This is a genomic window from Streptomyces sp. NPDC038707, from assembly GCF_040636485.1.
Classification (GTDB): Bacteria; Actinomycetota; Actinomycetes; order Streptomycetales; family Streptomycetaceae; genus Streptomyces.
Genome location: NZ_JBEZUP010000006.1, coordinates 304624 through 326268, shown reverse-complemented (window position 1 = coordinate 326268; position 21645 = coordinate 304624). Strand labels below are relative to the sequence as shown.

The 21645-nt window shown below is 71.4% G+C and carries 15 protein-coding genes and 1 pseudogene; 2 read left to right on the top strand and 14 right to left on the bottom strand.

The annotated features are described in order from the left end of the window. From AB0E62_RS11915 to uvrC, 12 genes and pseudogenes are all read right to left on the bottom strand, one after another. A pseudogene (locus AB0E62_RS11915) lies at nucleotides 1-860 on the bottom strand (glucose-6-phosphate isomerase); the annotation flags it as partial. Nucleotides 861-910: 50 nt separating this feature from the next. Then, nucleotides 911-2176: an MFS transporter gene (locus AB0E62_RS11910; RefSeq protein ID WP_362191307.1), complete on the bottom strand. Its 1266-nt coding sequence runs from the start codon at nucleotides 2174-2176 to the stop codon at nucleotides 911-913. Nucleotides 2177-2296: 120 nt separating this feature from the next. Beyond that, nucleotides 2297-2632 (bottom strand): RNA polymerase-binding protein RbpA, encoded by a 336-nt coding sequence (locus AB0E62_RS11905; RefSeq protein WP_078637775.1) that lies wholly within the window; start codon nucleotides 2630-2632, stop codon nucleotides 2297-2299. Between the two features lie 234 nt (nucleotides 2633-2866). Beyond that, complete coding sequence (gene secG, locus AB0E62_RS11900) at nucleotides 2867-3103, bottom strand: preprotein translocase subunit SecG (protein ID WP_362191304.1); 237 nt, start codon at nucleotides 3101-3103, stop codon at nucleotides 2867-2869. Between the two features lie 109 nt (nucleotides 3104-3212). Beyond that, nucleotides 3213-3989: a triose-phosphate isomerase gene (tpiA, locus tag AB0E62_RS11895; RefSeq protein WP_362191302.1), complete on the bottom strand. Its 777-nt coding sequence runs from the start codon at nucleotides 3987-3989 to the stop codon at nucleotides 3213-3215. Between the two features lie 5 nt (nucleotides 3990-3994). After that, nucleotides 3995-5206, bottom strand: a complete 1212-nt coding sequence (locus tag AB0E62_RS11890; RefSeq protein ID WP_362191300.1) for a phosphoglycerate kinase — start codon at nucleotides 5204-5206, stop codon at nucleotides 3995-3997. 134 nt (nucleotides 5207-5340) lie between these two features. Beyond that, the gene (gene gap / locus AB0E62_RS11885) at nucleotides 5341-6348 is read right to left on the bottom strand and encodes a type I glyceraldehyde-3-phosphate dehydrogenase (protein WP_181794813.1); all 1008 of its coding nucleotides are present in this window, start codon (nucleotides 6346-6348) and stop codon (nucleotides 5341-5343) included. A gap of 298 nt (nucleotides 6349-6646) precedes the next feature. Beyond that, nucleotides 6647-9592, bottom strand: a complete 2946-nt coding sequence (locus AB0E62_RS11880) for a M14 family zinc carboxypeptidase (RefSeq protein WP_362191298.1) — start codon at nucleotides 9590-9592, stop codon at nucleotides 6647-6649. Between the two features lie 158 nt (nucleotides 9593-9750). Beyond that, the gene (gene whiA / locus AB0E62_RS11875) at nucleotides 9751-10740 is read right to left on the bottom strand and encodes a DNA-binding protein WhiA (protein WP_014672011.1); all 990 of its coding nucleotides are present in this window, start codon (nucleotides 10738-10740) and stop codon (nucleotides 9751-9753) included. Next, complete coding sequence (gene yvcK, locus AB0E62_RS11870) at nucleotides 10731-11798, bottom strand: uridine diphosphate-N-acetylglucosamine-binding protein YvcK (protein WP_362191296.1); 1068 nt, start codon at nucleotides 11796-11798, stop codon at nucleotides 10731-10733. Before yvcK ends, whiA begins: the two co-directional genes overlap by 10 nt. Continuing rightward, nucleotides 11795-12838, bottom strand: a complete 1044-nt coding sequence (gene rapZ / locus AB0E62_RS11865) for an RNase adapter RapZ (RefSeq protein ID WP_362191294.1) — start codon at nucleotides 12836-12838, stop codon at nucleotides 11795-11797. The genes yvcK and rapZ overlap by 4 nt, the downstream gene beginning before the upstream one ends. After that, the gene (gene uvrC / locus AB0E62_RS11860; protein ID WP_362191292.1) at nucleotides 12835-14961 is read right to left on the bottom strand and encodes an excinuclease ABC subunit UvrC; all 2127 of its coding nucleotides are present in this window, start codon (nucleotides 14959-14961) and stop codon (nucleotides 12835-12837) included. The genes rapZ and uvrC overlap by 4 nt, the downstream gene beginning before the upstream one ends. A 604-nt stretch (nucleotides 14962-15565) precedes the next feature. On the opposite strand from uvrC, the gene AB0E62_RS11855 reads away from it, so the two are divergent. Next, nucleotides 15566-16513, top strand: a complete 948-nt coding sequence (locus AB0E62_RS11855; RefSeq protein WP_362191290.1) for a hypothetical protein — start codon at nucleotides 15566-15568, stop codon at nucleotides 16511-16513. A 64-nt stretch (nucleotides 16514-16577) separates the two neighbouring features. Here AB0E62_RS11855 and AB0E62_RS11850 read toward each other — a convergent pair whose 3' ends face one another. After that, nucleotides 16578-17006, bottom strand: coding sequence for a Rieske (2Fe-2S) protein (locus AB0E62_RS11850; protein WP_362191288.1), 429 nt, complete (start codon nucleotides 17004-17006; stop codon nucleotides 16578-16580). Nucleotides 17007-17307: 301 nt separating this feature from the next. Between AB0E62_RS11850 and AB0E62_RS11845 the strand changes: the two genes are divergently transcribed. Further along, entirely contained in the window at nucleotides 17308-18228 is a 921-nt protein-coding gene (locus AB0E62_RS11845; RefSeq protein WP_362191286.1) for a carbohydrate kinase, read from the top strand. A 202-nt stretch (nucleotides 18229-18430) separates the two neighbouring features. Here the strand turns inward: AB0E62_RS11845 and uvrA are convergent, their stop codons facing one another. Continuing rightward, nucleotides 18431-21481 (bottom strand): excinuclease ABC subunit UvrA, encoded by a 3051-nt coding sequence (uvrA, locus tag AB0E62_RS11840; protein WP_362191284.1) that lies wholly within the window; start codon nucleotides 21479-21481, stop codon nucleotides 18431-18433. Between the last annotated feature and the right edge of the window lie 164 nt (nucleotides 21482-21645).

Genomic DNA, 21645 nt, shown 5'->3' with positions numbered 1-21645 from the left:
GCGATCATCAGGGACAGGCCGATCGCCGAGTCGTAGGAGTACCGGCCGCCGACCCAGTCCCAGAACTCGAACATGTTGTCCGTGTCGATGCCGAACTCGGCGACCTTCCCGGCGTTCGTGGACAGCGCCACGAAGTGCTTCGCCACGGCCTTCTCGTCGCCCAGCGCGGCCAGCAGCCACTGGCGCGCGGAGGTGGCGTTGGTGATGGTCTCGATGGTGGTGAAGGTCTTGGAGGCGATGATGAACAGGGTCTGGGCCGGGTCCAGGTCCCGGGTGGCCTCGTGCAGGTCGGCGCCGTCCACATTGGAGACGAAGCGGACCGTGAGGTCGCGGTCGGTGAAGCTGCGCAGCACCTCGTAGGCCATGGCGGGGCCGAGGTCGGAGCCGCCGATGCCGATGTTGACCACGTTCCTGATGCGCTTGCCGGTGTACCCGGTCCACTCGCCGGAGCGGACGCGGTCGGCGAAGCGGGCCATCCTGTCCAGCACCGCGTGCACCTTGGGCACGACGTTCTCGCCGTCGACCTCGATCACGGCGTCCCGGGGGGCGCGCAGCGCGGTGTGCAGCACCGCCCGGTCCTCGGTGACGTTGATCTTCTCGCCGCGGAACATGGCGTCCCGCAGGCCGAAGACGTCGGTCGCCGCGGCCAGCTCGCGCAGCAGCCGCAGCGTGTCGTCGGTGACCAGGTGCTTCGAGTAGTCGATGTACAGATCGCCGACCTGGAGCGTGTACCCGGTGCCGCGTTCCGGGTCGGCGGCGAACAGCTCCCTGAGCCGGGTGTCCGCCAGCTCCTCACGGTGCTTGGCGAGGGCGGTCCACTCGGGCGTCTGGTGGAGCCTGGTACGGCCGTCTGCGTTCATGTCCGACTTCAGCCTTCTTTCCTGCGACCTTGACCGCTGCCGGTTCCAACCTAATTGATCAGCGCCCGGTGCGAGTCGTCCTCCGGCGTCACCACACGTATGTCCTGCTTGCGCGCCGGTATCAGCGCGGCGACGGCCGACGCGAACAGGACGGCCGCGAGCAGGGCGGGTCCGTTGAGGCCGTAGAGCCCGGCCACGGCGCCGCCGAGGAACGCGCCGAGCGGGGCACCGGAGACGGAGGCGGTGCGGAAGGCGGCGGCGATGCGGCCCACCATCGCGTCGGGGCTGCGTTGCTGCATCAGCGTGACCTGGTTGACGTTCCACACCATGTTCATCGCCCCGAGCAGGATCATTCCGGCGACCAGCGCGGCCACGTGCCGTACCGAGCCGATGAGCAGCAGCGAGCCCGTCTGGATCGCGCAGCCGAACAGCAGGGCCCGGACCCGCCCCGTACGGCGGGCGATCCGCTGGGCGACGAAGCCGCCGGCCAGGCTGCCGGCCGAGTACGCCGTCATGGCGGCGACATAGCCGGTGTCGCCCGCGTCCAGCCAGCGGGTGACGTGCAGCGCCAGCGTGGCGATCAGGGCGCCCATGCCGATGTTGCACAGCAGGGTCGCCAGGCACACCGCGCGCAGCACCCGGTCCCGGGCCAGGGCGCGCAGGCCCGCCCCGATCTCCGAGCGCAGCGTGCTGCCGGCCGCGCGCGGCTCCCGCTCCGGCGGCCGTATCCGCAGGGACGCCACGAGGGCGGCGGCCACCAGACAGGTGCCGGCGTCCGCCACGAACGGCGTGAACGCGCCGGCCGCCAGCAGCAGCGGCACGAACGGGGCCGCCAGCAGCCCGCCCGCGAGTTGCTGACCGGTCATCAGCCGGGCGTTGGCGCTGCCCAGTGCCCCGCGCTCCACCAGGGAGGGCAGGAGGGCCGTGGCCGCGTTGTCGAAAAGCGTCTGGAGCGCGGTGAGCGAGAAGGCGAGGGCGATCAGCAGCGGGACGGAGGCGTGCCCGAGGCCCACGGCGAGCGCGAAACCGGCCACGAGCGCGCCCCGTGCGGTGTCCACGAGCCACATCGCCCGCCGCTGGTCGACCCGGTCCGCCACGGCGCCGCCGAACAGCCCGAACAGCAGCCAGGGCAGGTAACCGCAGACGGTGACGGAGGCTATGACGAGGGGCTCGTCGGTGAGGCGCACGGCGAGCAACGGCAACGCGGACGTGCGCAACGCGTCACCGAACGTGGACACCACGGCGGCCGTCCACAACCGCCCGAATCCCCCGCGCCAGGCGGGTGTCCCCCCGCTGTCCGGCTCGACCCCAGCCACGCTTCCCCCTCACGATGCGCCGATGCACAACCGTAGAGGGCACCACTGACAATCGGTCGGCGTCGCGTGGGCGAGACGGCTCCGGCCGGGCGCCCGTGGGCACCCGGCCGGTGAGAAGTCCTAGATCTCGCCCCGCAGTTTGGCGAGCGCCTCGGCGAGGATCGCCTCGCCGTCCGCGTCGCTGCGCCGCTCGCGGACGTACGCGAGATGCGTCTTGTAGGGCTCGGTGCGCGGCGGGGCCGGCGGGTTGTCCCGGTCCTGGCCGGCCGGAAAGCCGCAGCGGGGGCAGTCCCAGGTCTCGGGAACCTGCGCGTCGCTGGCGAAGCTGGGCTGCGTCTCGTGCCCGTTGGAGCACCAGAAGGAGATGCGCAGACGCGGCGCGGACTCGCCGCGCTCGGCCTCGCCCATCGGCCCCGCCCCGACCCGGCTTCCTCGGATCGCGTTGCCACTTGCCACGGTCGTAACTCCCTGCGTGATGGTGCCGCGAAGCGAGTCGGCGTTTCGCTTCGCCGCGAGCGCCTCAGTCTACGTAAGGCCCAACGCGCGTCCAGTGATTGGAGTTACCCGCCCCCACACCAAGACGCAAGCCCCATGATAGGCCGCGCTCACAGGCGCGTACCCAACATGGGGCTTTGCGGGGGAAATCCGCGGCGCGGTCCGGATGTACGGCCGGTTCGCGCCGATCGCGCGTCAGCTGTTCGACTTCATCACCATGCCGAGGACGATGATGCTCGCGAACCACAGCAGGCCGACCACGATGGTGATCCGGTCGAGGTTGCGCTCGGCGACCGAGGAACCGCCGACGGAGGACTGCATGCCGCCGCCGAACATGTCGGACAGACCGCCGCCCTTCCCCTTGTGCATCAGCACCAGCAGCATCAGCAGCAGGCTGAAGACGATCAGGGCGATCGAGAACCCCAAAACCACGGCTGGACCAACTTCCTCGGATTCGGATGGACGACGGGGGCACAGCGTCTCGGCTGCGCCCCCGCAAGAGTACGACGTATCGCCGCTACCGCCTACTCACGGTCCGGCGTCACTGATCACGGAAACGCACGATCTTGACGAACTCGTCGGCGTCCAGCGAGGCACCGCCGACCAGGGCGCCGTCGATGTCGGGCTGGGCCATGATCTCGGCGCAGTTGCCCGACTTCACCGAGCCGCCGTACTGGATGCGGACCTTGTCGGCCACGTCCTGGGAGTACAGCTCGGCGATCTTGGCGCGGATCGCGGCGCAGACCTCCTGCGCGTCCTCGGCGCCGCAGACCTTGCCGGTGCCGATGGCCCACACGGGCTCGTAGGCGATCACGACGGTCTCGGCCTGCTCGGCCGAAAGGTCCTTCAGACCGCCCTCGACCTGGGCGAGGGTGTGGGCGACGTGGTTGCCCGCCTCGCGGACGTCCAGTTCCTCGCCGACGCACAGGATCGGGGTGAGGCCGTGCTTGTAGGCGGCCTTGACCTTGGCGTTGACGACCTCGTCGGTCTCGTGGTGGTACTGCCGGCGCTCGGAGTGGCCGATCGCCACGTAGGTGCACTTGAGCTTGGCCAGCATCGGGCCGGAGATCTCGCCGGTGTAGGCGCCGGAGTCGTGCTGGGAGATGTCCTGGGCCCCGTACTTGATCTTGAGCTTGTCGCCGTCGACCAGGGTCTGCACGGAGCGCAGGTCGGTGAAGGGCGGCAGGACGGCGACCTCTACGGCCTCGTAGTCCTTGTCGGCCAGGGCGAAGGCGAGCTTCTGGACGTGCGCGATGGCCTCGAGGTGGTTGAGGTTCATCTTCCAGTTGCCCGCCATCAGCGGCGTGCGCGTGCTCATCGAGGTCAGTCCTCCAGTGCGGCGAGTCCGGGGAGCGTCTTGCCCTCGAGGTATTCGAGGGAGGCGCCGCCACCGGTCGAGATGTGGCCGAATGCCTTCTCGTCGAAGCCGAGCGTACGCACGGCCGCGGCGGAGTCACCGCCGCCGACGACGGTGAAGCCGTCGGAGTCGACGAGGGCCTGGGCGACCGCCTTGGTGCCCTCGGCGTAGTCGGGGTGCTCGAAGACGCCCATGGGACCGTTCCAGAAGACGGTCGCGGCGTCGGCGAGCTTGGAAGCGTACAGCTTGCGGGTCTCCGGGCCGATGTCCAGGCCCTCCTGGTCGGCCGGGATGGCGGTCGCGGCGACCGTGGTGGGGTTGGCCGGGGCCTTGGTCTTCAGGTCCGGGAACTCGGGCGAGACGAGGACGTCGACGGGCAGGACGAACTCCACCCCGCGCTCCTCGGCGCGCTGCATGTACTCCTTGACCGCCGGGATCTGGTCCTCCTGGAGCAGGGAGATGCCGACCTCGTGGCCCTGGGCCTTGAGGAAGGTGTAGGCCATGCCGCCGCCGACGAGGATGCGGTCGGCCTTCTCCAGCAGGTGGTCGATGACGCCCAGCTTGTCGGACACCTTGGCGCCGCCGAGGACGACCGCGTACGGCCGCTTGACGTCCTCGGTGAGCTGCTTCAGCACGCCGACCTCGGTGGCGATGAGGTGGCCGGCGTAGTGCGGCAGCCGGGCCGGGAGGTCGAAGACGGAGGCGTGCTTGCGGTGGACGGCGCCGAAGCCGTCGCCCACGTAGACGTCGGCGAGGGCGGCGAGCCGGTCGGCGAACTCCCCTCGCTCGGTGTCGTCCTTGGCGGTCTCGCCGGGGTTGAAGCGCAGGTTCTCGATGACCGCGACCTGGCCCGGCTGGAGGCCGTCGACGGCGTCGTGGGCGGCGGGGCCGACGGTGTCCTCGGCGAAGGCGACCGGGGCGCCGAGCAGTTCACCGAGGCGCTCGGCCGCGGGCAGCAGCGAGAAAGCGGGGTCCGGGGCGCCCTTGGGGCGGCCCAGGTGCGAGGCGACGATCACCTTGGCGCCCGCGTCCGCGAGGGCCTTCACGGTGGGCAGGACGGCACGGATGCGGCCGTCGTCGGTGATGGTGCCGTCGGCCAGCGGAACGTTGAGGTCGGCGCGGACGAAGACCCGCTTGCCGCTCACGCCGTCGGCGAGAAGTTCGTCGATCGTCTTCATGGGGTGGACTCCTGAGGAGAGCTCGTGTGCACCTGATCGTAAAAGGGCGTGGTCAGTACGTGGGACAGGGCCCGGACAGCGCGACGGTGCGCTGCCCGAGCCCTGCTCTCACTTCGTGGTCCTGCTGTTTGCGATCAGAGCTGGTTGCCGACGAAGACCGTGAGGTCCACGAGGCGGTTGGAGTAGCCCCACTCGTTGTCGTACCAACCGATGACCTTCACGTTCTTGCCCTCCTGGACCATGGTCAGGGAGGAGTCGAAGGTGCAGGACGCCGGGGCGTTGACGATGTCGGAGGAGACGATCGGGTCCTCGGTGTAGTCGAGGAGGCCCTTCAGCTCGCCCTCGGCGGCCTTCTGGAAGGCGGCGTTGACCTCTTCCTTGGTGACCTCGCGGCTCAGCTCCACGACCAGGTCGGTGACCGAGCCGGTCGGGACCGGGACGCGCATGGCCATGCCGTCCAGCTTGCCCTTGAGGTGCGGCAGGACCAGCGCGGTGGCCTTGGCGGCACCCGTGGTGGTCGGGATGATGTTCTCGGCGGCGGCCCGGGCGCGGCGCAGGTCCTTGTGCGGGAAGTCCAGGATGCGCTGGTCGTTCGTGTACGCGTGCACCGTCGTCATCAGGCCCTTGACGATGCCGAAGTTCTCGTCGAGGACCTTGGCCATCGGCGCCACACAGTTGGTGGTGCAGGAGGCGTTGGAGATGACGTTGTGCTGCGCCGGGTCGTACTTGTCCTGGTTGACGCCCATGACGATGGTGATGTCCTCGTCCTTGGCCGGAGCCGAGATGAGGACCTTCTTGGCGCCGCCGGCGAGGTGCTTGGCGGCGTCCTCGCGCTTGGTGAAGATGCCGGTGGACTCGATGACGATGTCGACACCCAGCTCGCCCCAGGGGATGTCGGCCGGGTTGCGCTCGGAGAGCACCTTGATGGTGTGGCCGTCGACCGTGATCGTGTCGGCGGTGTGGGAGACCTCCTGCTTGAGGCGGCCCAGGATCGTGTCGTACTTCAGCAGGTGGGCGGTGGTCGCGGTGTCACCCAGGTCGTTGACAGCCACAACCTCGATGTCCGCTCCCTGCTCCAGCAGCGCGCGGAAGTAGTTACGACCGATGCGGCCGAAGCCGTTGATGCCTACGCGGATCGTCACGAACCGATCTCCTCGTTGGTACGCCGGCTATGCGGTGCCGGCGAGCTCTGTTTGGGATGTCCCCGACCACCCCCGACCCTACCTCTCTGAGGCCCCCTGGGTGACATCGAGATGACCCATACACGGGCAGGCGGTCCGTACCCGCCAGTAGAGGTACGGACCGCCCCGGATCGACAGCGGATTCACCCGTATTTGTTACGGAATGACGGGCGCCCCTGACGTCATTTTCACTCGTTCGTGAGCGGGTCGGCTCACTTGATGAACTGCCCGTCCGTGCACCGTTGAGAGGGGTCTCCGCTCACCTGTCGAGCGCGGCGAACGCCTTCCTCACCAGGGCCGTCCGGTCGGCCGCCGAGACCACCTGTTCCAGACCGAAACCCAGCAGCACGGTGTCGTCCGTGGTGACCGCCGCGTACGTCCGGAACAGGGCCCCGGTGCGGGTCCAGTCCTTCTGCACCGGGGCGCTGCCCGCGGGCGGTCCGGCCGCCCGCCAGGCGCCCAGGGACGACTCGAAGCCCTCCGTCTCCCGCGCCGCGCCGCCGACGACCAGTGAGGCGTCGTCGGCCAGCACGCCGTGCCCGCCGCTGCCGGGGTCGGTGACGTAGCCGATCGAGACCTCGACGGACTTGCCGGCGTAGGCGCTCAGGTCGAAGCTCACCCGCTGCCAGCCGTCGGAGGCGCCGTTGAGGCTGTTCCAGGAGCCGGTGGTGCCGGTCGCGGCGCAGTCGTTGCCGGCCGGCGTCAGATAGTGCTTCAGCCACGGGTGCTCGCCGGTCAGGGAGCCGCACTCCTCGGGCACGGCCGTCCGCGTGGCCCCCGATGCCTCCGGCAGCGTGGTCCAGTCGTCGGCGCCCGCGGTGTGCGCCTCTACCACCACGTGGTCGTAGCCGGGCTCGGTGTCCCACAGCAGCCGGGCGCTCAGGGCCGGCCTGTCGGCGGCGGTGACACCGGTGAGGTCGATGGTGCGGGTGAGCCGCTTGTAGGCGTTGTCGGTGTGCGCGGCGGCGGCCATGAAGGCGCCCGCGTACGGCCCGTAGGGGTTGACGGTCCCGCTGAACGCGCCCGCGCCCGCGCTCCTGAACCGGGGGAACGCGGCGACCGGCAGTTCCTCGGAGGTGACGCCGTAGGCGCCGGCCTCGTCGAGCGGGTTCCCGGGCGCGTCGCCGAGGGCTCCGGTGGCTCCGGCGAGCGCCCCGGAGCCGGTGAAGCCGGTGGCTCCCTTGGCCGGCGTCCGGTGGTAGGCGCCCAGGTAGTACTGGCTGAAGTCGTCCGACAGGGTGCCGTCGCCGAGGTCGACGCTGCCGCCGGCCCGCTCCCCGGCCTCGATCAGCCTGCCGCCCTCGTTGAGGTAGGCGCGCAGCCGCAGCTGGGTGGCGTTGCCGGGACCCTTCGCGCCGGAGTAGTGCACGACCGTCCGGAAGTGCTTCAGCACGCCGAGCGGGTCCGGGGCGCCCTGGGTCGCCACGTCCCAGACGAGGGCCCGGTGTCCGGCGGCCCGGATCGCGTCCGCGTAGGCCCGTGCCCGGGCGGCGGCGGTGCCCTCCTCGGCGACCACGAGGGTGTCGGCGGCCGGCCGGTGCGCGACGGTGTAGGTGAAGTGGGGGCTGGTGACCTTCTTGCCGCTCCTGGTCTCGCCGGTGAACCACACCTCCACCCGGTCGCCCGGCTCGCCGTCCCGCACCTTGGCGCGGTACTCGTCGAAGTAGAGGTTGTCCTCGCCGCCGTAGGTCTCGCCGCCCTTCCAGGGCCTGAGCGCCTGGTCGAGCGTGCGGCCGCCGTTGACGCGGTACTTGAGTTCCTTGTCCCGGACCGCCTTGCGGGCGACGACCGCGACCTCCTGGTCCGCGCCCCGGGAGTACGACGTGGTGAACGAGGCCGGGGTGAAGTCGGCGGCGCCCAGGCCGACGGCGGAGGCAGGCCGGTCGGGGTGCGCCGCGGTCTCGGCGACCGAGAGCGCGAACGGGACGTTCTTGGCGAACTCCCGCTGGATCAGCTTCTCGTCGTCGGGGAAGGTGAAGCCCGACCGGCAGTCCCGGCTGTTCCAGGCGTCGTCCGGGTCGCTGTCCGAGGCGGTCTGACAGGTCGACATCTCCGGGGTGAACATGGCCATCCCGTTGACGTTCGACGCGTGGCCGTCCGCCTCGCCGTTGGTGGTGTACAGCTCCGAGGAGACCTGCGGTCGGTAGCCGGGGACGGCCGAGTTGTCCGGCGTGCCGGCCAGCGCCCGGTAGAGGACGTCGTCGGGGGTCGGTGTGGCCACCTGCCAGCCCACGCCGTAGAGCAGGAGCTCGGCGGCGGAGTGGTAGTTGATGCCGTATCGGAAGCCGACCCGCTTCTCCAGGGCGTCCAGGGCCCTCGTCTCCGGCTCGGAGGCGGGGCTCGCGCCACGGTAGGTCTGGCTGGTGGGGTCGGGGGACGAACCCTCGTTGTCGTAGCCCCATTTGTAGGGGAAGTTGCGGTTGAGGTCGACGCCGTCGCCGGTGCCGATGGCGCCGTCCCCGTCGACGTCCCGCAGGTTCTTGCGCCACAGGCGGGTGCCGGGACCCTCGAAGGTGTAGTCGTAGCCGTCCGGGTTGGCCGAGAGGACGAACCACAGCTCCGTCGAGTCGACGATCTTCTTGACGCGCCGGTCGGTCTTGTAGTGGTCCAGGTAGTAGTGCATCAGCCGGCGGGTCATCTCCGGCGTGATCCACTCGCGCGCGTGCTGGTTGGACATGTAGAGCACGGCCGGCTTGGAGCCGTCCTCGGACTTCCTGGCGTTCCTGGTCAGTTTGAGCGCGAGGATGTCCTGGCCCTTGATGGTCCTGCCGATGGCCTCGACCTTGGTGAGGCCCGGGCTGGCCGCGGCGGTGCGGAGGATCTCCTCCTTGAGCCCGCCGTTTCCGCTGTACGGGCGGAACACGCCCTGGGCCGCGTCCTCGACCCGGGCCTCCGCCTTGGCCGTGAGGGTCTGCTCGGTGAGGGCGACGCCCTGCTCGCGCAGGTGCGCGGCCTGCTTGGCGGTGAGGTAGACCTCGACCCGGGTCCTGCCGCCCCGGGCCGCCGGCTCGCCGAGTTCGTGTCCGTCCTGTCCGGCCTCGAGCAGCAGGGGTAACTGCTGCTTCGTGACCTCCGCCTGGAAGACCCCGATCTCCTCCGGCCCGGATGCCGGGCCTTCGCTCCGTGCCTGGGCGGTGGGTGCGAGGCTCGCTCCGCCGATCATCAGCGCGCCGACAGCGAGGATCGATCTCGCTCTGTGTCTCATGAACCCCCCTACAGGTGGTCCGCACCAGTGGCGAACAAGGCTGCCAGGCTCATGGCACTCGATGATCGAGTCAAGAGCGCCTCATGGACACGCGAACGCCGGTGCGCACCACCCGAAAGGGCGGCGACGACACCGGCGAGTTGACGCCTCGTCCGGTTTCAGCCGGCCAGGTTGTCGGCCAGTTCCTCGGTGAGGTTGGCCTCCGTGCCCGGGATGCCCAGGTCGGCGGCGCGCTTGTCGGCCATCGCCAGCAGCCGGCGGATACGGCCCGCGACCGCGTCCTTCGTCAGCGGCGGGTCGGCGAGCGCGCCCAACTCCTCGAGGGAGGCCTGCTTGTGCTCCATGCGCAGTCGCCCGGCGGCGGCGAGGTGCTCGGGAACCTCGTCGCCGAGGATCTCCAGGGCGCGCTGGACACGGGCACCGGCGGCCACGGCGGCCCGGGCCGAGCGGCGCAGGTTGGCGTCGTCGAAGTTGGCGAGCCGGTTGGCCGTGGCCCGCACCTCGCGGCGCATCCGGCGCTCCTCCCACGCCAGCACCGACTCGTGCGCGCCCAGCCGGGTGAGCAGGGCACCGATCGCGTCACCGTCGCGGACGACCACCCGGTCCACCCCGCGCACCTCGCGGGCCTTCGCGGCGATGGACAGTCTGCGGGCCGCGCCGACCAGCGCGAGCGCCGCCTCCGGGCCCGGGCAGGTCACCTCCAGGGAGGAGGAGCGGCCGGGCTCGGTCAGCGAGCCGTGCGCCAGGAAGGCCCCGCGCCAGGCCGCCTCGGCGTCGCAGGTGGCCCCGGACACCACCTGCGGGGGCAGCCCGCGGATCGGCCGGCCCCGCCCGTCGACCAGGCCGGTCTGGCGGGCCAGCTGGTCACCGCCCGCGACGACCCGTACGACGTACCGCGAGCCGCGGCGCAGCCCGCCGGGGGCCATCACGATCAGCTCGGAGCTGTGGCCGAAGATCTCCAGGATGTCCCGCTTGAGCCGGCGCGCCGCCATCGCGGTGTCCAACTCGGCCTCGATCACGATGCGCCCGCTCACCAGGTGGAGGCCGCCGGCGAACCGCAGGATGGCGGAGACCTCCGCCTTCCTGCAGCAGGTCCGGGTGACGGGGAGCCGGGAGATCTCGTCCTTCACCGCTGCCGTCATCGCCATGGGCCGATCCTTCCATGCATCCGAAAAATACGGTCGTACGCGGCGGCCAACAGCTCCGGATCATGCCGGGGCGATCCGTCGGTCCGGGCCACCGGCGCCAGCTCGACCGCGGCCCCCAGCCGCTTGGCGGCCTCGGTGAGCGAATCGCGGTCGGGCACGGCGGCCTCGTCGGCCAGCACCACGTCCAGGGCGAGTTTAGGGGCGTGTCGCCCCAAAACCTCCAAATGACGCTGCGGGGAGAAGCCCTCGGTTTCTCCCGGCTGCGGCGCCAGGTTCAAGGAGAGCACACGGCGCGCCTTGGTCTCGGTGAGGGCGTCCAGCAGTTCGGGCACCAGCAGATGGGGGATGACCGAGGAGAACCAGGAGCCGGGGCCCAGCACCACCCAGTCCGCGTCCAGGACCGCCGCCACGGCCTCGGGGACGGCGGGCGGATCGTTGGGCACCAGGTGGACCGACTGCACCTCACCGGGCGTGAGGGCGACGGTCGCCTGTCCGCGCACCGTGTCCACGTCGTCCGGGCGCTCCGGGTCGTGTCCCTTCACCAGGGCCTGCAGCTCCAGGGGCACCGCGGACATGGGCAGCACCCGGCCGTGCGCGCCGAGCAGCTTGCCGACCAGGTCCAGGGCCTGCACATGGTCGCCGAGCTGCTCCCACAGGGCGACGATGAGCAGGTTGCCGACCGCGTGCTCGTGCAGATCGCCCTGGGACTGGAAGCGGTGCTGGATCACCCGGGCCCAGGTCTGGCCCCACTCGTCGTCGCCGCACAGCGCGGCCAGCGCCTTGCGCAGGTCGCCGGGCGGCAGCACGCCCAGCTCGTCCCGGAGCCGGCCGCTGGAGCCGCCGTCGTCGGCCACGGTGACGACGGCGGTCAGGTCGCCGGTGATCCGGCGCAGCGCGGCGAGCGACGCGGACAGGCCCATGCCGCCGCCGAGCGCGACCACTTTGGGCTGGGCGCCGCGCCGGCGGGGCCGGCCGCCGCGGGCCTCGGCCGGGCGGCCGGCGCGCGCCTCGGGCACCATCCGGCGCAGCCTGCCCAGCCGCGGTGTACGTTGCGTCATTCCCGTCCCATGTCCCGGTGTACGACCACCGTCTCCACGCCCTCGGCCGCGAGCCGCGCGGCGAGCTTCTCCGACATCGCGACCGAGCGGTGCTTGCCGCCGGTACAGCCGATGGCGATGGTCACATACCGCTTTCCCTCACGCCGGTAGCCGGCGGCGATCAGCCGCAGGAGTTCGGCGTACCGGTCCAGGAACTCCTTCGCCCCGGGCTGGTTGAAGACGTAGGACGCGACCTCCTCGTTGAGGCCGGTGTAGGGGCGCAGCTCCGGGACCCAGTGAGGGTTGGGCAGGAACCGCATGTCCGCGACCAGGTCGGCGTCGACCGGAAGGCCGTACTTGAAGCCGAAGGACATCACCGTGGCCCGCAGCTCGGGCTCCTCCTCGCCGGCGAACTGGGCGTCCATCTTGGCGCGCAGCTCGTGCACGTTGAGGCTGGAGGTGTCGATCACCAGGTCCGCGTCGCCGCGCAGCTCGCGCAGCAGCTCGCGCTCGGCGACGATGCCGTCCACGATGCGTCCGTCGCCCTGGAGCGGGTGCGGCCGGCGCACCGACTCGAAGCGGCGGACCAGGGCCTCGTCGGAGGACTCCAGGAACACGATCCGCCGGGTGACGCCCCGGGTGTCCAGGTCGGCGAGGGACTCCCGCAGGTTGTCGAAGAAGCGCCGGCCGCGCACGTCGACGACGACCGCGATCCGTGCCACGTTGCCCTGCGAGCGGGCGCCCAGCTCCACCATGGTGGGGATGAGGGCCGGCGGCAGGTTGTCCACGACGAACCAGCCGAGGTCCTCCAGACACTTGGCGGCCGTGGACCGGCCTGCTCCGGACATACCGGAAATGATCACCAGCTCGGGGATGGCCGCCTCGGGGACCCCGGCTGTCTCGCTGCCCGTACTCACCTGTGCTCCGTTGTCCTGGCCCGTCTCCCGGACGGCGTCGGGCCGGGCCGGGCCCTGGCCGGTGTCCTGCCGGACGGCTTCGCCGCCCGTGGCGCCGTGCGTGCGATCTCGCTGTGCCCCGGGCCGTGCGTCGTGCTCCGTCATGTCTCCTGCCCCCGTCGTTCGTCCGGGACGCCCGCGGTCACGGGCTCCCCCGAGAAACCCCCCGTCGTGCCGGGTTCCTCGTCCTCAATGATCTCTCCGGTCGCCGTGTTCACGGCGGGTGCGGCCGGGGCCGCCTGGGCGAGGGCCACGGCGATGGTCTCCGCCGTCTTCCGGCCTATCCCGGGCACTTCCTGGATCTGCTCGATCGTGGCAGACCGCAGCTTCTTCACCGAGCCGAAATGCTTGATGAGCGCTTGTTTGCGGGTCTCCCCGAGGCCGGGGACGTCGTCCAGCGGGCCCGCGCGGAAGCGCTTGGCGCGCTTGGTGCGCTGGTAGGTGATCGCGAAGCGGTGCGCCTCGTCGCGCACCCGCTGGAGGAGGTAGAGCCCCTCGCTGGTGCGGGGCAGGACCACCGGGTCGTCCTCGCCGGGCACCCAGACCTCCTCCAGGCGCTTGGCGAGGCCGCAGACGGCGATGTCGTCGATGCCCAGTTCGTCCAGGGCGCGCTGGGCCGCGGCGACCTGCGGCTGACCGCCGTCGACCACGACCAGCTGGGGCGGGTACGCGAACTTCCTGGGCCGGCCGTCGTCGTCCTTGAGGGTGTCCGGGAGCGCCTCCGTGATCGCCTGCGTGATCGTCTCCGCGCCGCCGAGCGTGCCCTCGGTCTCGACGCCGGGGCCGTCCGTGCCGGTGCCGGGGCCGTCGGCCCACTCCCCCGTCCGTTCCTTCTCGGCGAGGTAACGCCGGAAGCGGCGGCTGATCACCTCGTGCATGGAGCGGACGTCGTCCTGGCCGGCGAAGCCCTTGATCTGGAAGCGGCGGTACTCGCTCTTGCGCTGGAGCCCGTCCTCGAAGACGACCATGGAGGCCACCACGTCGTCGCCCTGGAGGTGGGAGATGTCGTAGCACTCGATCCGCAGCGGGGCGCTGTCCAGGCCGAGGGCCTCGGCGATCTCCTCCAGCGCGCGCGAGCGGGTGGTCAGGTCGGAGGCGCGCCTGGTCTTGTGCAGCGCGAGGGACTGCTGGGCGTTGCGCTGCACGGTCTCCATGAGCGCCTTCTTGTCGCCGCGCTGCGGGATGCGCAGCGACACGTTCGCCCCGCGGCGGCCGGTCAGCCACTCCTGGACCGGCTCCACCGGCTCGGGCAGGGCCGGGACGAGCACCTCCTTGGGCACGGCGTCTCCGCTCTCCTCGCCGTACAGCTGCTGGAGGGCGTGCTCGACCAGGGCGCCGGTGGTGACGTCCTCGACCTTGTCGGTGACCCAGCCGCGCTGACCGCGCACCCGGCCGCCGCGTACGTGGAAGATCTGCACGGCCGCCTCCAGCTCGTCCTCGGCGACGGCGATGAGGTCGGCGTCGGTCGCGTCGGCGAGGACGACCGCGTTCTTCTCCATGGCCTTCTTCAGCGCCCCGATGTCGTCGCGCAGACGGGCCGCCCGCTCGTACTCCATCTCCTCGGCCGCCTCCATCATCTGGTTCTCCAGGCGGCGGAGGTAGGTGCCGGTCCGGCCGGCCATGAAGTCGCAGAACTCCTCGGCCAGCTCCCGGTGGTCCTCGGGGGTGATCCGGCCGACGCAGGGCGCGGAGCACTTGTCGATGTAGCCGAGCAGACAGGGGCGGCCGGTGCGGGTGGCGTTCTTGAAGACGCCGGCCGAGCAGGTGCGCACCGGGAAGACCCGCAGCAGCAGGTCGACGGTGTCCCGGATGGCCCACGCGTGTCCATAGGGACCGAAGTACCGGACGCCCTTCTTCTTGTGACCGCGCATCACCTGGACGCGGGGGAACTGCTCGTTCATCGTGACCGCGAGGTACGGGTAGCTCTTGTCGTCGCGGTACTTGACGTTGAACCGGGGGTCGTACTCCTTGATCCAGGAGTACTCCAGCTGGAGCGCCTCGACCTCCGTGGACACCACGGTCCACTCCACGGACGCGGCGGTGGTCACCATCGTCCGGGTGCGCGGGTGCAGGTTCGCCAGGTCCTGGAAGTAGTTCGCCAGGCGCTGGCGCAGGCTCTTCGCCTTTCCGACGTAGATCACCCGGCGGTGCTCGTCGCGGAACCTGTACACCCCCGGGGAGTCCGGGACGTCACCCGGCCTGGGGCGGTAGCTGGAGGGATCGGCCATGTCTCACACCCTACTGGCGAGCACCGACACCGCGTCGGGCCTGTGGACAACCCTCGGACCCGTACGGCGGCCCGCCCCTGGACCGAGGGGTGCGCCGGGCCGACGGTGCGCGCGCTGCCGGGCCGCGGGCCGGCGGTGGGCTGTCCGGGCTCCGCGCCGTGTGCCCCGCACGGCGGCCCGGGACGGTGGTGCGGGGCGCTGGCGCGCGGTGGATGCCCTGCTGGACGGCCGCAGGGGCTGTTCCTGCATGCCCGGCGGGCGGGATCCGGCCATGCGGGGTGCCGGGGACGCGCCGCCCGCAGCCCGCCCGGCGCTCTTGGCCGAGGCCCGGGACAGGGGCCCACCACGACATGTCGAGGTCCGCCGCGCGCCGGGCCGCCGTCCGCGCGACGGCGAGGTCCGGCCAGTCGTCCGTCACGACCGGACCGAGGTGTTGTCGGGTCCTGGTCAACACGCTTCAATGCGGGGGAATCGGGGCCGCGCACCCATGGGTGCGGGCGAGGGTGCCCGGCCACGGGTGTCCGCGGCGCCCGCGGAGCGGCCCCGCACAGCCGTGCAGACGGTGTGACCGGCCGTAGCGACACTCACAGAAAGGCCCCTCGGCATGCGGCATGCCACAGAGCACGCGGAGGCCCCCGCCGCGGAACTGGCCACGGCCCTGCGGGGCGGCCCCTTCCATGTGGCGCTGCGCGCCGCGATCGCCGCACGCGGACTGCCGCTCCAGCGGGTGCAGCACCATCTGTCCCGCCACGGGGTCAGGGTGGGTGTCACCAGCCTGAGTTACTGGCAACAAGGTGCGCGCCGCCCGCAGCGCCCGGAGTCGCTGCGCGCCGTACGGGCGCTGGAGGAGATCCTCCGGCTGCCCGAGGAGTCGCTGATCCGGCTGCTCGCCGAGTCCGACGGGCCCGCGCCCGCCGGCCACCCGGCGGCCCGCTCCTACCGCTCCCTGACCGAGGCCTCGGACGTGGTGGACCGGCTCACGGCCGGCCTCGGCTGGTCCCTGGACGGCGGACTGCGCACCCTGAGCCACCACGAATGCGTCCGGATCGGCGCCCGGCGCCAGCTGGCGAGCCGCGAGGCCCACCACATCGTGCGCGCCCACCGCGACGGCGTCGACCGCTTCGTCACCGTCCATCACGGCGACCCCGGCTGCGACCCCCGCCGCGTCGTCGTGCGGGCCCTGGAGAACTGCCGCACCGGCCGCCTGCGCTGGGACCGGGACACCGGCGTGCTGGTGGCCGAGCTGCTCTTCGGCACCCGGCTGCGCTCGGGCGACACCTTTCTCTTCCGGTACGCCGTCGAGGACGGCACGGCCGGGGCGTCACGTGAGTATCTGCACCGGTGCGGCTCTCCCGGCGGCCAGTACGCGCTCCAGGTGCGCTTCGACCCGGCGGCGCTGCCGGTGCGCTGCCACCGCTTCTCCCAGCACTCGGCGGCGGCCCCGCGCGCCGGCCGCCAGGAGCTGCCCGTGTCCGGCCCCCACCGCAGCGCCCATCTGGTCGAGCCACGGCTCCGGCCGGGCATCCTCGGGATCACCTGGGACTGGGAGTGAGCGGTCCCCCGCCTCCCGCGCCGCCCGGCCGCCGGGGACGTGCCCGCCCCCGGCGGCCTCCCGGTCAGTTCGCCGGGCCGGCGACGATCCTGCCGTCGGTGGCCTTCACCGCCAGCTCGGTCAGCGGCTCGGTGGCCGGTGCCTGGACCACCTTGCCGGTGACGGCATCGAACCGGCTGCCGTGGCAGGGGCAGATCAAAGTCGTCCCCTCCAGCTTGTTGATGGGGCACCCCGCGTGCGTGCAGATCGTGCTGTAGGCCTTGAGGCCGCCGTCCTGGTCACGGCTGACCACCACGTTGTGGTCCCGGTAGAGCTTCGCCCCGCCCTTGGCGACCTCGCTCTCCTTGCCGAGTTCGACGGACTCGGTGGCAGCGGACGAGGTCGAGCCGCCTTCGTCCGGCGAGGAACACGCGGCCAGGCCGAGCCCGGCGACCGGGGCCGCGGCGGCCCCTCGAAGGACGGTACGACGGCTCGCGCGGGAGCGGGCGGGCATCTGGACTCCACTGGTCGAGGGGTGTGCGGAGCGCACGATACCGGGACCGAGGGGCCGGTCCCCGGGCGGGGGCGGCGGGCGCGGGCCGCTCATCTGAGCGTTTACGCCGGGCCGGGTCATGGGATAGCGTCCCGGCCGGAAGACGGCCGGGGCCGGGTGGTCGGATCGGTGGGGAACGGTGGGCCCGCGCGGTGAAGGTTCGTCCACCGCGTGTCCTGCGGCTGCCCCGAAGGGGGTGGGGCCGCGCCGAAGCCGCCGGACGCACCGCACCGTCCGCGCTGTCCGAGAAGGGAACCGCCTCGTGATCGTCGTCGCCGGTGAGGCACTGATCGACCTGGTACCGCAGGGCCCGGGCGCCCTGGCGGACCTGAAGCCGGCGCTGGGCGGCGGGCCGTACAACACCGCCGTGGCGCTCGGCAGGCTCGGCTCCCCCACCGCCTTCTGCTCGCGGGTGTCGTCCGACGCCTTCGGTGAGGCCCTGCTCGACGGGCTGCGGCGGGCCGGGGTCGACGTGTCCCGCGTACAGCGGGGGCCGGAGCCGACGACCCTCGCCGTGGCCACCCTCGACGCCGGCGGCTCGGCCGCCTACTCCTTCTACGTCGACGGCACCGCCGACCGTCTGTTCACCGCTCCCGCCGCGCTCCCCGCCGGCACACGCGCGGTCTCCTTCGGCACCTGCTCGCTCGTCCTGGAGCCGGGGGCGAGTGCCTACGAGGAGCTGATGCGGACCGCTGCCGGGCAGGGGCTGTTCACCGCGCTGGACCCCAACGTCCGGGCGGGACTGATCCCGGACGCGGACGCCTACCGGGAGCGTTTCCGGAGCTGGCTGCCCTCGGTGACGCTGCTGAAGCTGTCCGCGGAGGACGCGGCGTGGCTCGGCGGCACTCCGCGCGAGTGGCTGGCCGCGGGACCGGCGGCCGTGGTGATCACACGGGGCGGCGAGGGTCTGACCGTGTTCACCCGGGACGGCGGGGAGCATTCCGTGCCGGGTGAGAAGGTCGGTGTCGTGGACACCATCGGGGCCGGGGACACGGTGAACGCGGCCCTGCTGCACGGGCTGGCCGGCCGGGACGCGCTGTCCGCCGGAGCGCTCGCCGCCCTCGGGACGGAGGGCTGGACGCGGCTGCTGCGCTTCGCGGCACGGGCGGCGGCGATCACCTGCTCCCGGGCGGGGGCCGAGCCGCCGTACGCGACGGAGCTGGGCGATCCGGCCGGGCTGTGAGCGGCTGTTCTTCCCTGTTCTGTTGACAAGGTACGACCGGACCCGCGGCCTGCGCTGCACGGGGACCTGTCGGACCGGCTGATGGGGGAACGAGCGGCGCCCCGCGGGGAGTTCCCGCGGGGCGCAGATTCTTTGACGGGGCGTCAGGCCTGCCGACGAGGTGTCAGGCCTGACGGAACGGCCGCCTCGGCGGCTCGTCGCCTCAGGAACTGCGGGTCCGCGTGGTCTTCTTCGCGGGCGTCGCCTTCTTCGTGGCCGCGGCGGCCTTCTTGGCCGCGGTGCTGTTGGCCTTGGACTTGGCGGTGCTGCCGGTCTTGGCCGTCACCGTCTTCCTGGCCGGCGACTTCGCCGCCGCCGTCTTCCGGGCCGTGCCGCCGCGCTGCGCCTTGACCTGCTGGGCGTCGCTGACGCGGTCGGCACCGAGAATCTCCCTCAGGAACTTCCCCGTGTGGCTCGCCGGCACCCCGGCGACCTCCTCCGGCGTGCCCTCGGCGACCACCAGGCCGCCTCCGGCACCGCCCTCCGGGCCCATGTCCACGATCCAGTCGGCGGTCTTGATCACGTCCAGGTTGTGCTCGATGACGATGACCGTGTTGCCCTTGTCGACCAGTCCGCCGAGGACCGTCAGCAGCTTGCTGATGTCCTCGAAGTGCAGACCGGTGGTCGGCTCGTCCAGGACGTAGACCGTGCGTCCGGTGGACCGCTTCTGCAGTTCGCTGGCGAGCTTGACGCGCTGCGCCTCACCACCGGAGAGGGTGGTGGCGGACTGGCCGAGGCGGACGTAGCCGAGACCGACGTCGTTCAGGGTCTTCAGGTGGCGGGAGATCGCCGGGACCGCCTCGAAGAAGTGCATGGCCTCCTCGATCGGCATGTTCAGGACCTCGGCGATGGACTTGCCCTTGTAGTGGACCTCCAGGGTCTCCCGGTTGTACCGGGCGCCGTGGCAGACCTCGCACGGGACGTAGACGTCCGGGAGGAAGTTCATCTCGATCTTGATGGTGCCGTCGCCCGCGCAGTTCTCGCAGCGGCCGCCCTTGACGTTGAAGGAGAAGCGGCCGGGCATGTAACCCCGGACCTTCGCCTCGGTGGTCTCGGCGAACAGCTTGCGGATGTGGTCGAAGACGCCGGTGTACGTCGCCGGGTTGGACCGGGGGGTCCGGCCGATCGGCGACTGGTCGACGTGCACCACCTTGTCGACCAGGTCGTCGCCGGCGACGCGGGTGTGCCGTCCGGGGACGGTCCGGGCGCCGTTCAGCTCGCGGGCCAGGTGGGTGTACAGGATGTCGTTGACCAGGGTCGACTTGCCGGAGCCGGAGACTCCGGTGACGGCCGTGAACACACCCAGCGGGAAGGACACGTCGATGTCCTGGAGGTTGTTCTCGCGGGCGCCGTGCACGGTGAGCTGCCGGGACGGGTCGAGCGGGCGGCGCACGTCCGGGAGCGGGATCGACTTGCGGCCCGAGAGGTACGCGCCGGTCTGCGACTCGGCGTTGTCGAGCAGTTCCTTCACGGAGCCGCTGTGCACCACCTTGCCGCCGTGCTCGCCGGCGCCGGGGCCGATGTCCACGATCCAGTCGGCGACCTTGATCGTGTCCTCGTCGTGCTCCACGACGATGAGCGTGTTGCCCATGTCGCGCAGCCGCACCAGGGTCTCGATCAGCCGGTGGTTGTCCCGCTGGTGCAGACCGATGGACGGCTCGTCCAGGACGTAGAGGACGCCGACGAGGCCGGAGCCGATCTGCGTGGCCAGGCGGATGCGCTGGGCCTCGCCGCCGGAGAGGGTGCCGGCCGCGCGGTTGAGCGAGAGGTAGTCCAGGCCGACGTCGACCAGGAAGCGCAGCCGCTCGTTGACCTCCTTCAGGACCCGCTCGGCGATCTTCTTGTCGCGGGCGCTCAGCTTCAGCTCGCCCAGGAAGTCCGCGCAGTCGCTGATCGACATCGCGGAGACCTCGGCGATCGACTTCCCCATGATCGTGACCGCGAGGACGATCGGCTTCAGGCGCGTGCCCTCGCAGGAGGGGCAGGGCACCTCGCGCATGTAGCCCTCGAAGCGCTCGCGGCTGGCGTCGCTCTCGGCCTCGCTGTGCCGGCGCTTGACGAAGGGCACCGCGCCCTCGAAGGGGGTGGTGTAGACCCGCTCGCGGCCGTACCGGTTGCGGTAGCGCACCTCGATCTGGGTCTTGTGGCCGTAGAGGAGGGCCTTCTTGGCGCGCTGCGGCAGGCCCGCGAAGGGGATGTCCGTGCGGAAGCCGAGGGCGTCCGCGAGGGCGCCGACCAGCCGGCCGAAGTAGTCCTTGGTGTGCCCGTGCGACCAGGGGTGGATGGCACCCTCGTCCAGGGACTTGTCCTCGTCCGGGACGATCAGCTCGGGGTCGACCTCCATGCGCGTGCCGATGCCCGTGCACTCGGGGCAGGCGCCGAAGGGCGAGTTGAAGGAGAAGGAGCGGGGCTCCAGCTCCTCGAAGGACAGGTCGTCGTACGGGCAGTACAGGTGCTCCGAGTACATGCGCTCGCGCTCGGGGTCGTCCTCGGGGAGATCCACGAAGTCGAGCACGACCATGCCGCCGGACAGGCCGAGGGCCGTCTCCACGGAGTCGGTGAGGCGCCGCTTGGCGGAGTCCTTCACCGTGAGGCGGTCCACGACCACCTCGATGGTGTGCTTCTCCTGCTTCTTCAGGGTCGGCGGCTCGGACAGCTGGACGGTCTGGCCGTCCACACGCGCGCGGGAGTAGCCCTTGGTCTGGAGGTCGGCGAAGAGGTCGACGAACTCGCCCTTGCGCTCGCGCACCAGCGGGGACAGCACCTGGAAGCGGCTTCCCTCCGGCAGCTCCAGCACCTTGTCCACGATGGCCTGCGGCGACTGGCGCGAGATCGGGCGGCCGCACTCGGGGCAGTGCGGCTTGCCGATGCGCGCGAAGAGCAGCCGCAGGTAGTCGTAGACCTCGGTGATCGTGCCGACCGTCGAACGGGGGTTGCGCGAGGTCGACTTCTGGTCGATGGAGACCGCGGGGGAAAGGCCCTCGATGAAGTCGACGTCGGGCTTGTCCATCTGGCCGAGGAACTGCCGTGCGTACGAGGAGAGCGACTCCACGTAACGGCGCTGGCCCTCGGCGAAGATCGTGTCGAAGGCCAGGGAGGACTTGCCCGACCCGGACAGGCCCGTGAAGACGATGAGCGAGTCACGAGGCAGGTCGAGCGAGACATTCTTCAGATTGTGCTCGCGCGCGCCACGGACGATGAGACGGTCGGCCACGCCGGTCCGCACCTTTCTTGGGAGAAGTGACAGGGGCGGGGCCCCCGTGCTTCTTCAGACTAGGGGGAGCCACTGACAACGTCGGTCGGATTGCCCGGTTGCATAACAATCCCCGGCTCTCCAGCATGCCCGACGCCGCCACCGACGATATAGCACGTGCATTC

Coding starts and splice junctions, on each gene's coding strand:
- tpiA (WP_362191302.1), bottom strand. CDS start 3,989: ATGAGCACGCGCACGCCGCTGATGGCGGGCAACTGGAAGATGAACCTC.
- AB0E62_RS11890 (WP_362191300.1), bottom strand. CDS start 5,206: ATGAAGACGATCGACGAACTTCTCGCCGACGGCGTGAGCGGCAAGCGG.
- AB0E62_RS11880 (WP_362191298.1), bottom strand. CDS start 9,592: ATGAGACACAGAGCGAGATCGATCCTCGCTGTCGGCGCGCTGATGATC.
- whiA (WP_014672011.1), bottom strand. CDS start 10,740: ATGGCGATGACGGCAGCGGTGAAGGACGAGATCTCCCGGCTCCCCGTC.
- yvcK (WP_362191296.1), bottom strand. CDS start 11,798: ATGACGCAACGTACACCGCGGCTGGGCAGGCTGCGCCGGATGGTGCCC.
- rapZ (WP_362191294.1), bottom strand. CDS start 12,838: ATGACGGAGCACGACGCACGGCCCGGGGCACAGCGAGATCGCACGCAC.
- uvrC (WP_362191292.1), bottom strand. CDS start 14,961: ATGGCCGATCCCTCCAGCTACCGCCCCAGGCCGGGTGACGTCCCGGAC.
- AB0E62_RS11855 (WP_362191290.1), top strand. CDS start 15,566: ATGCGGCATGCCACAGAGCACGCGGAGGCCCCCGCCGCGGAACTGGCC.
- AB0E62_RS11850 (WP_362191288.1), bottom strand. CDS start 17,006: ATGCCCGCCCGCTCCCGCGCGAGCCGTCGTACCGTCCTTCGAGGGGCC.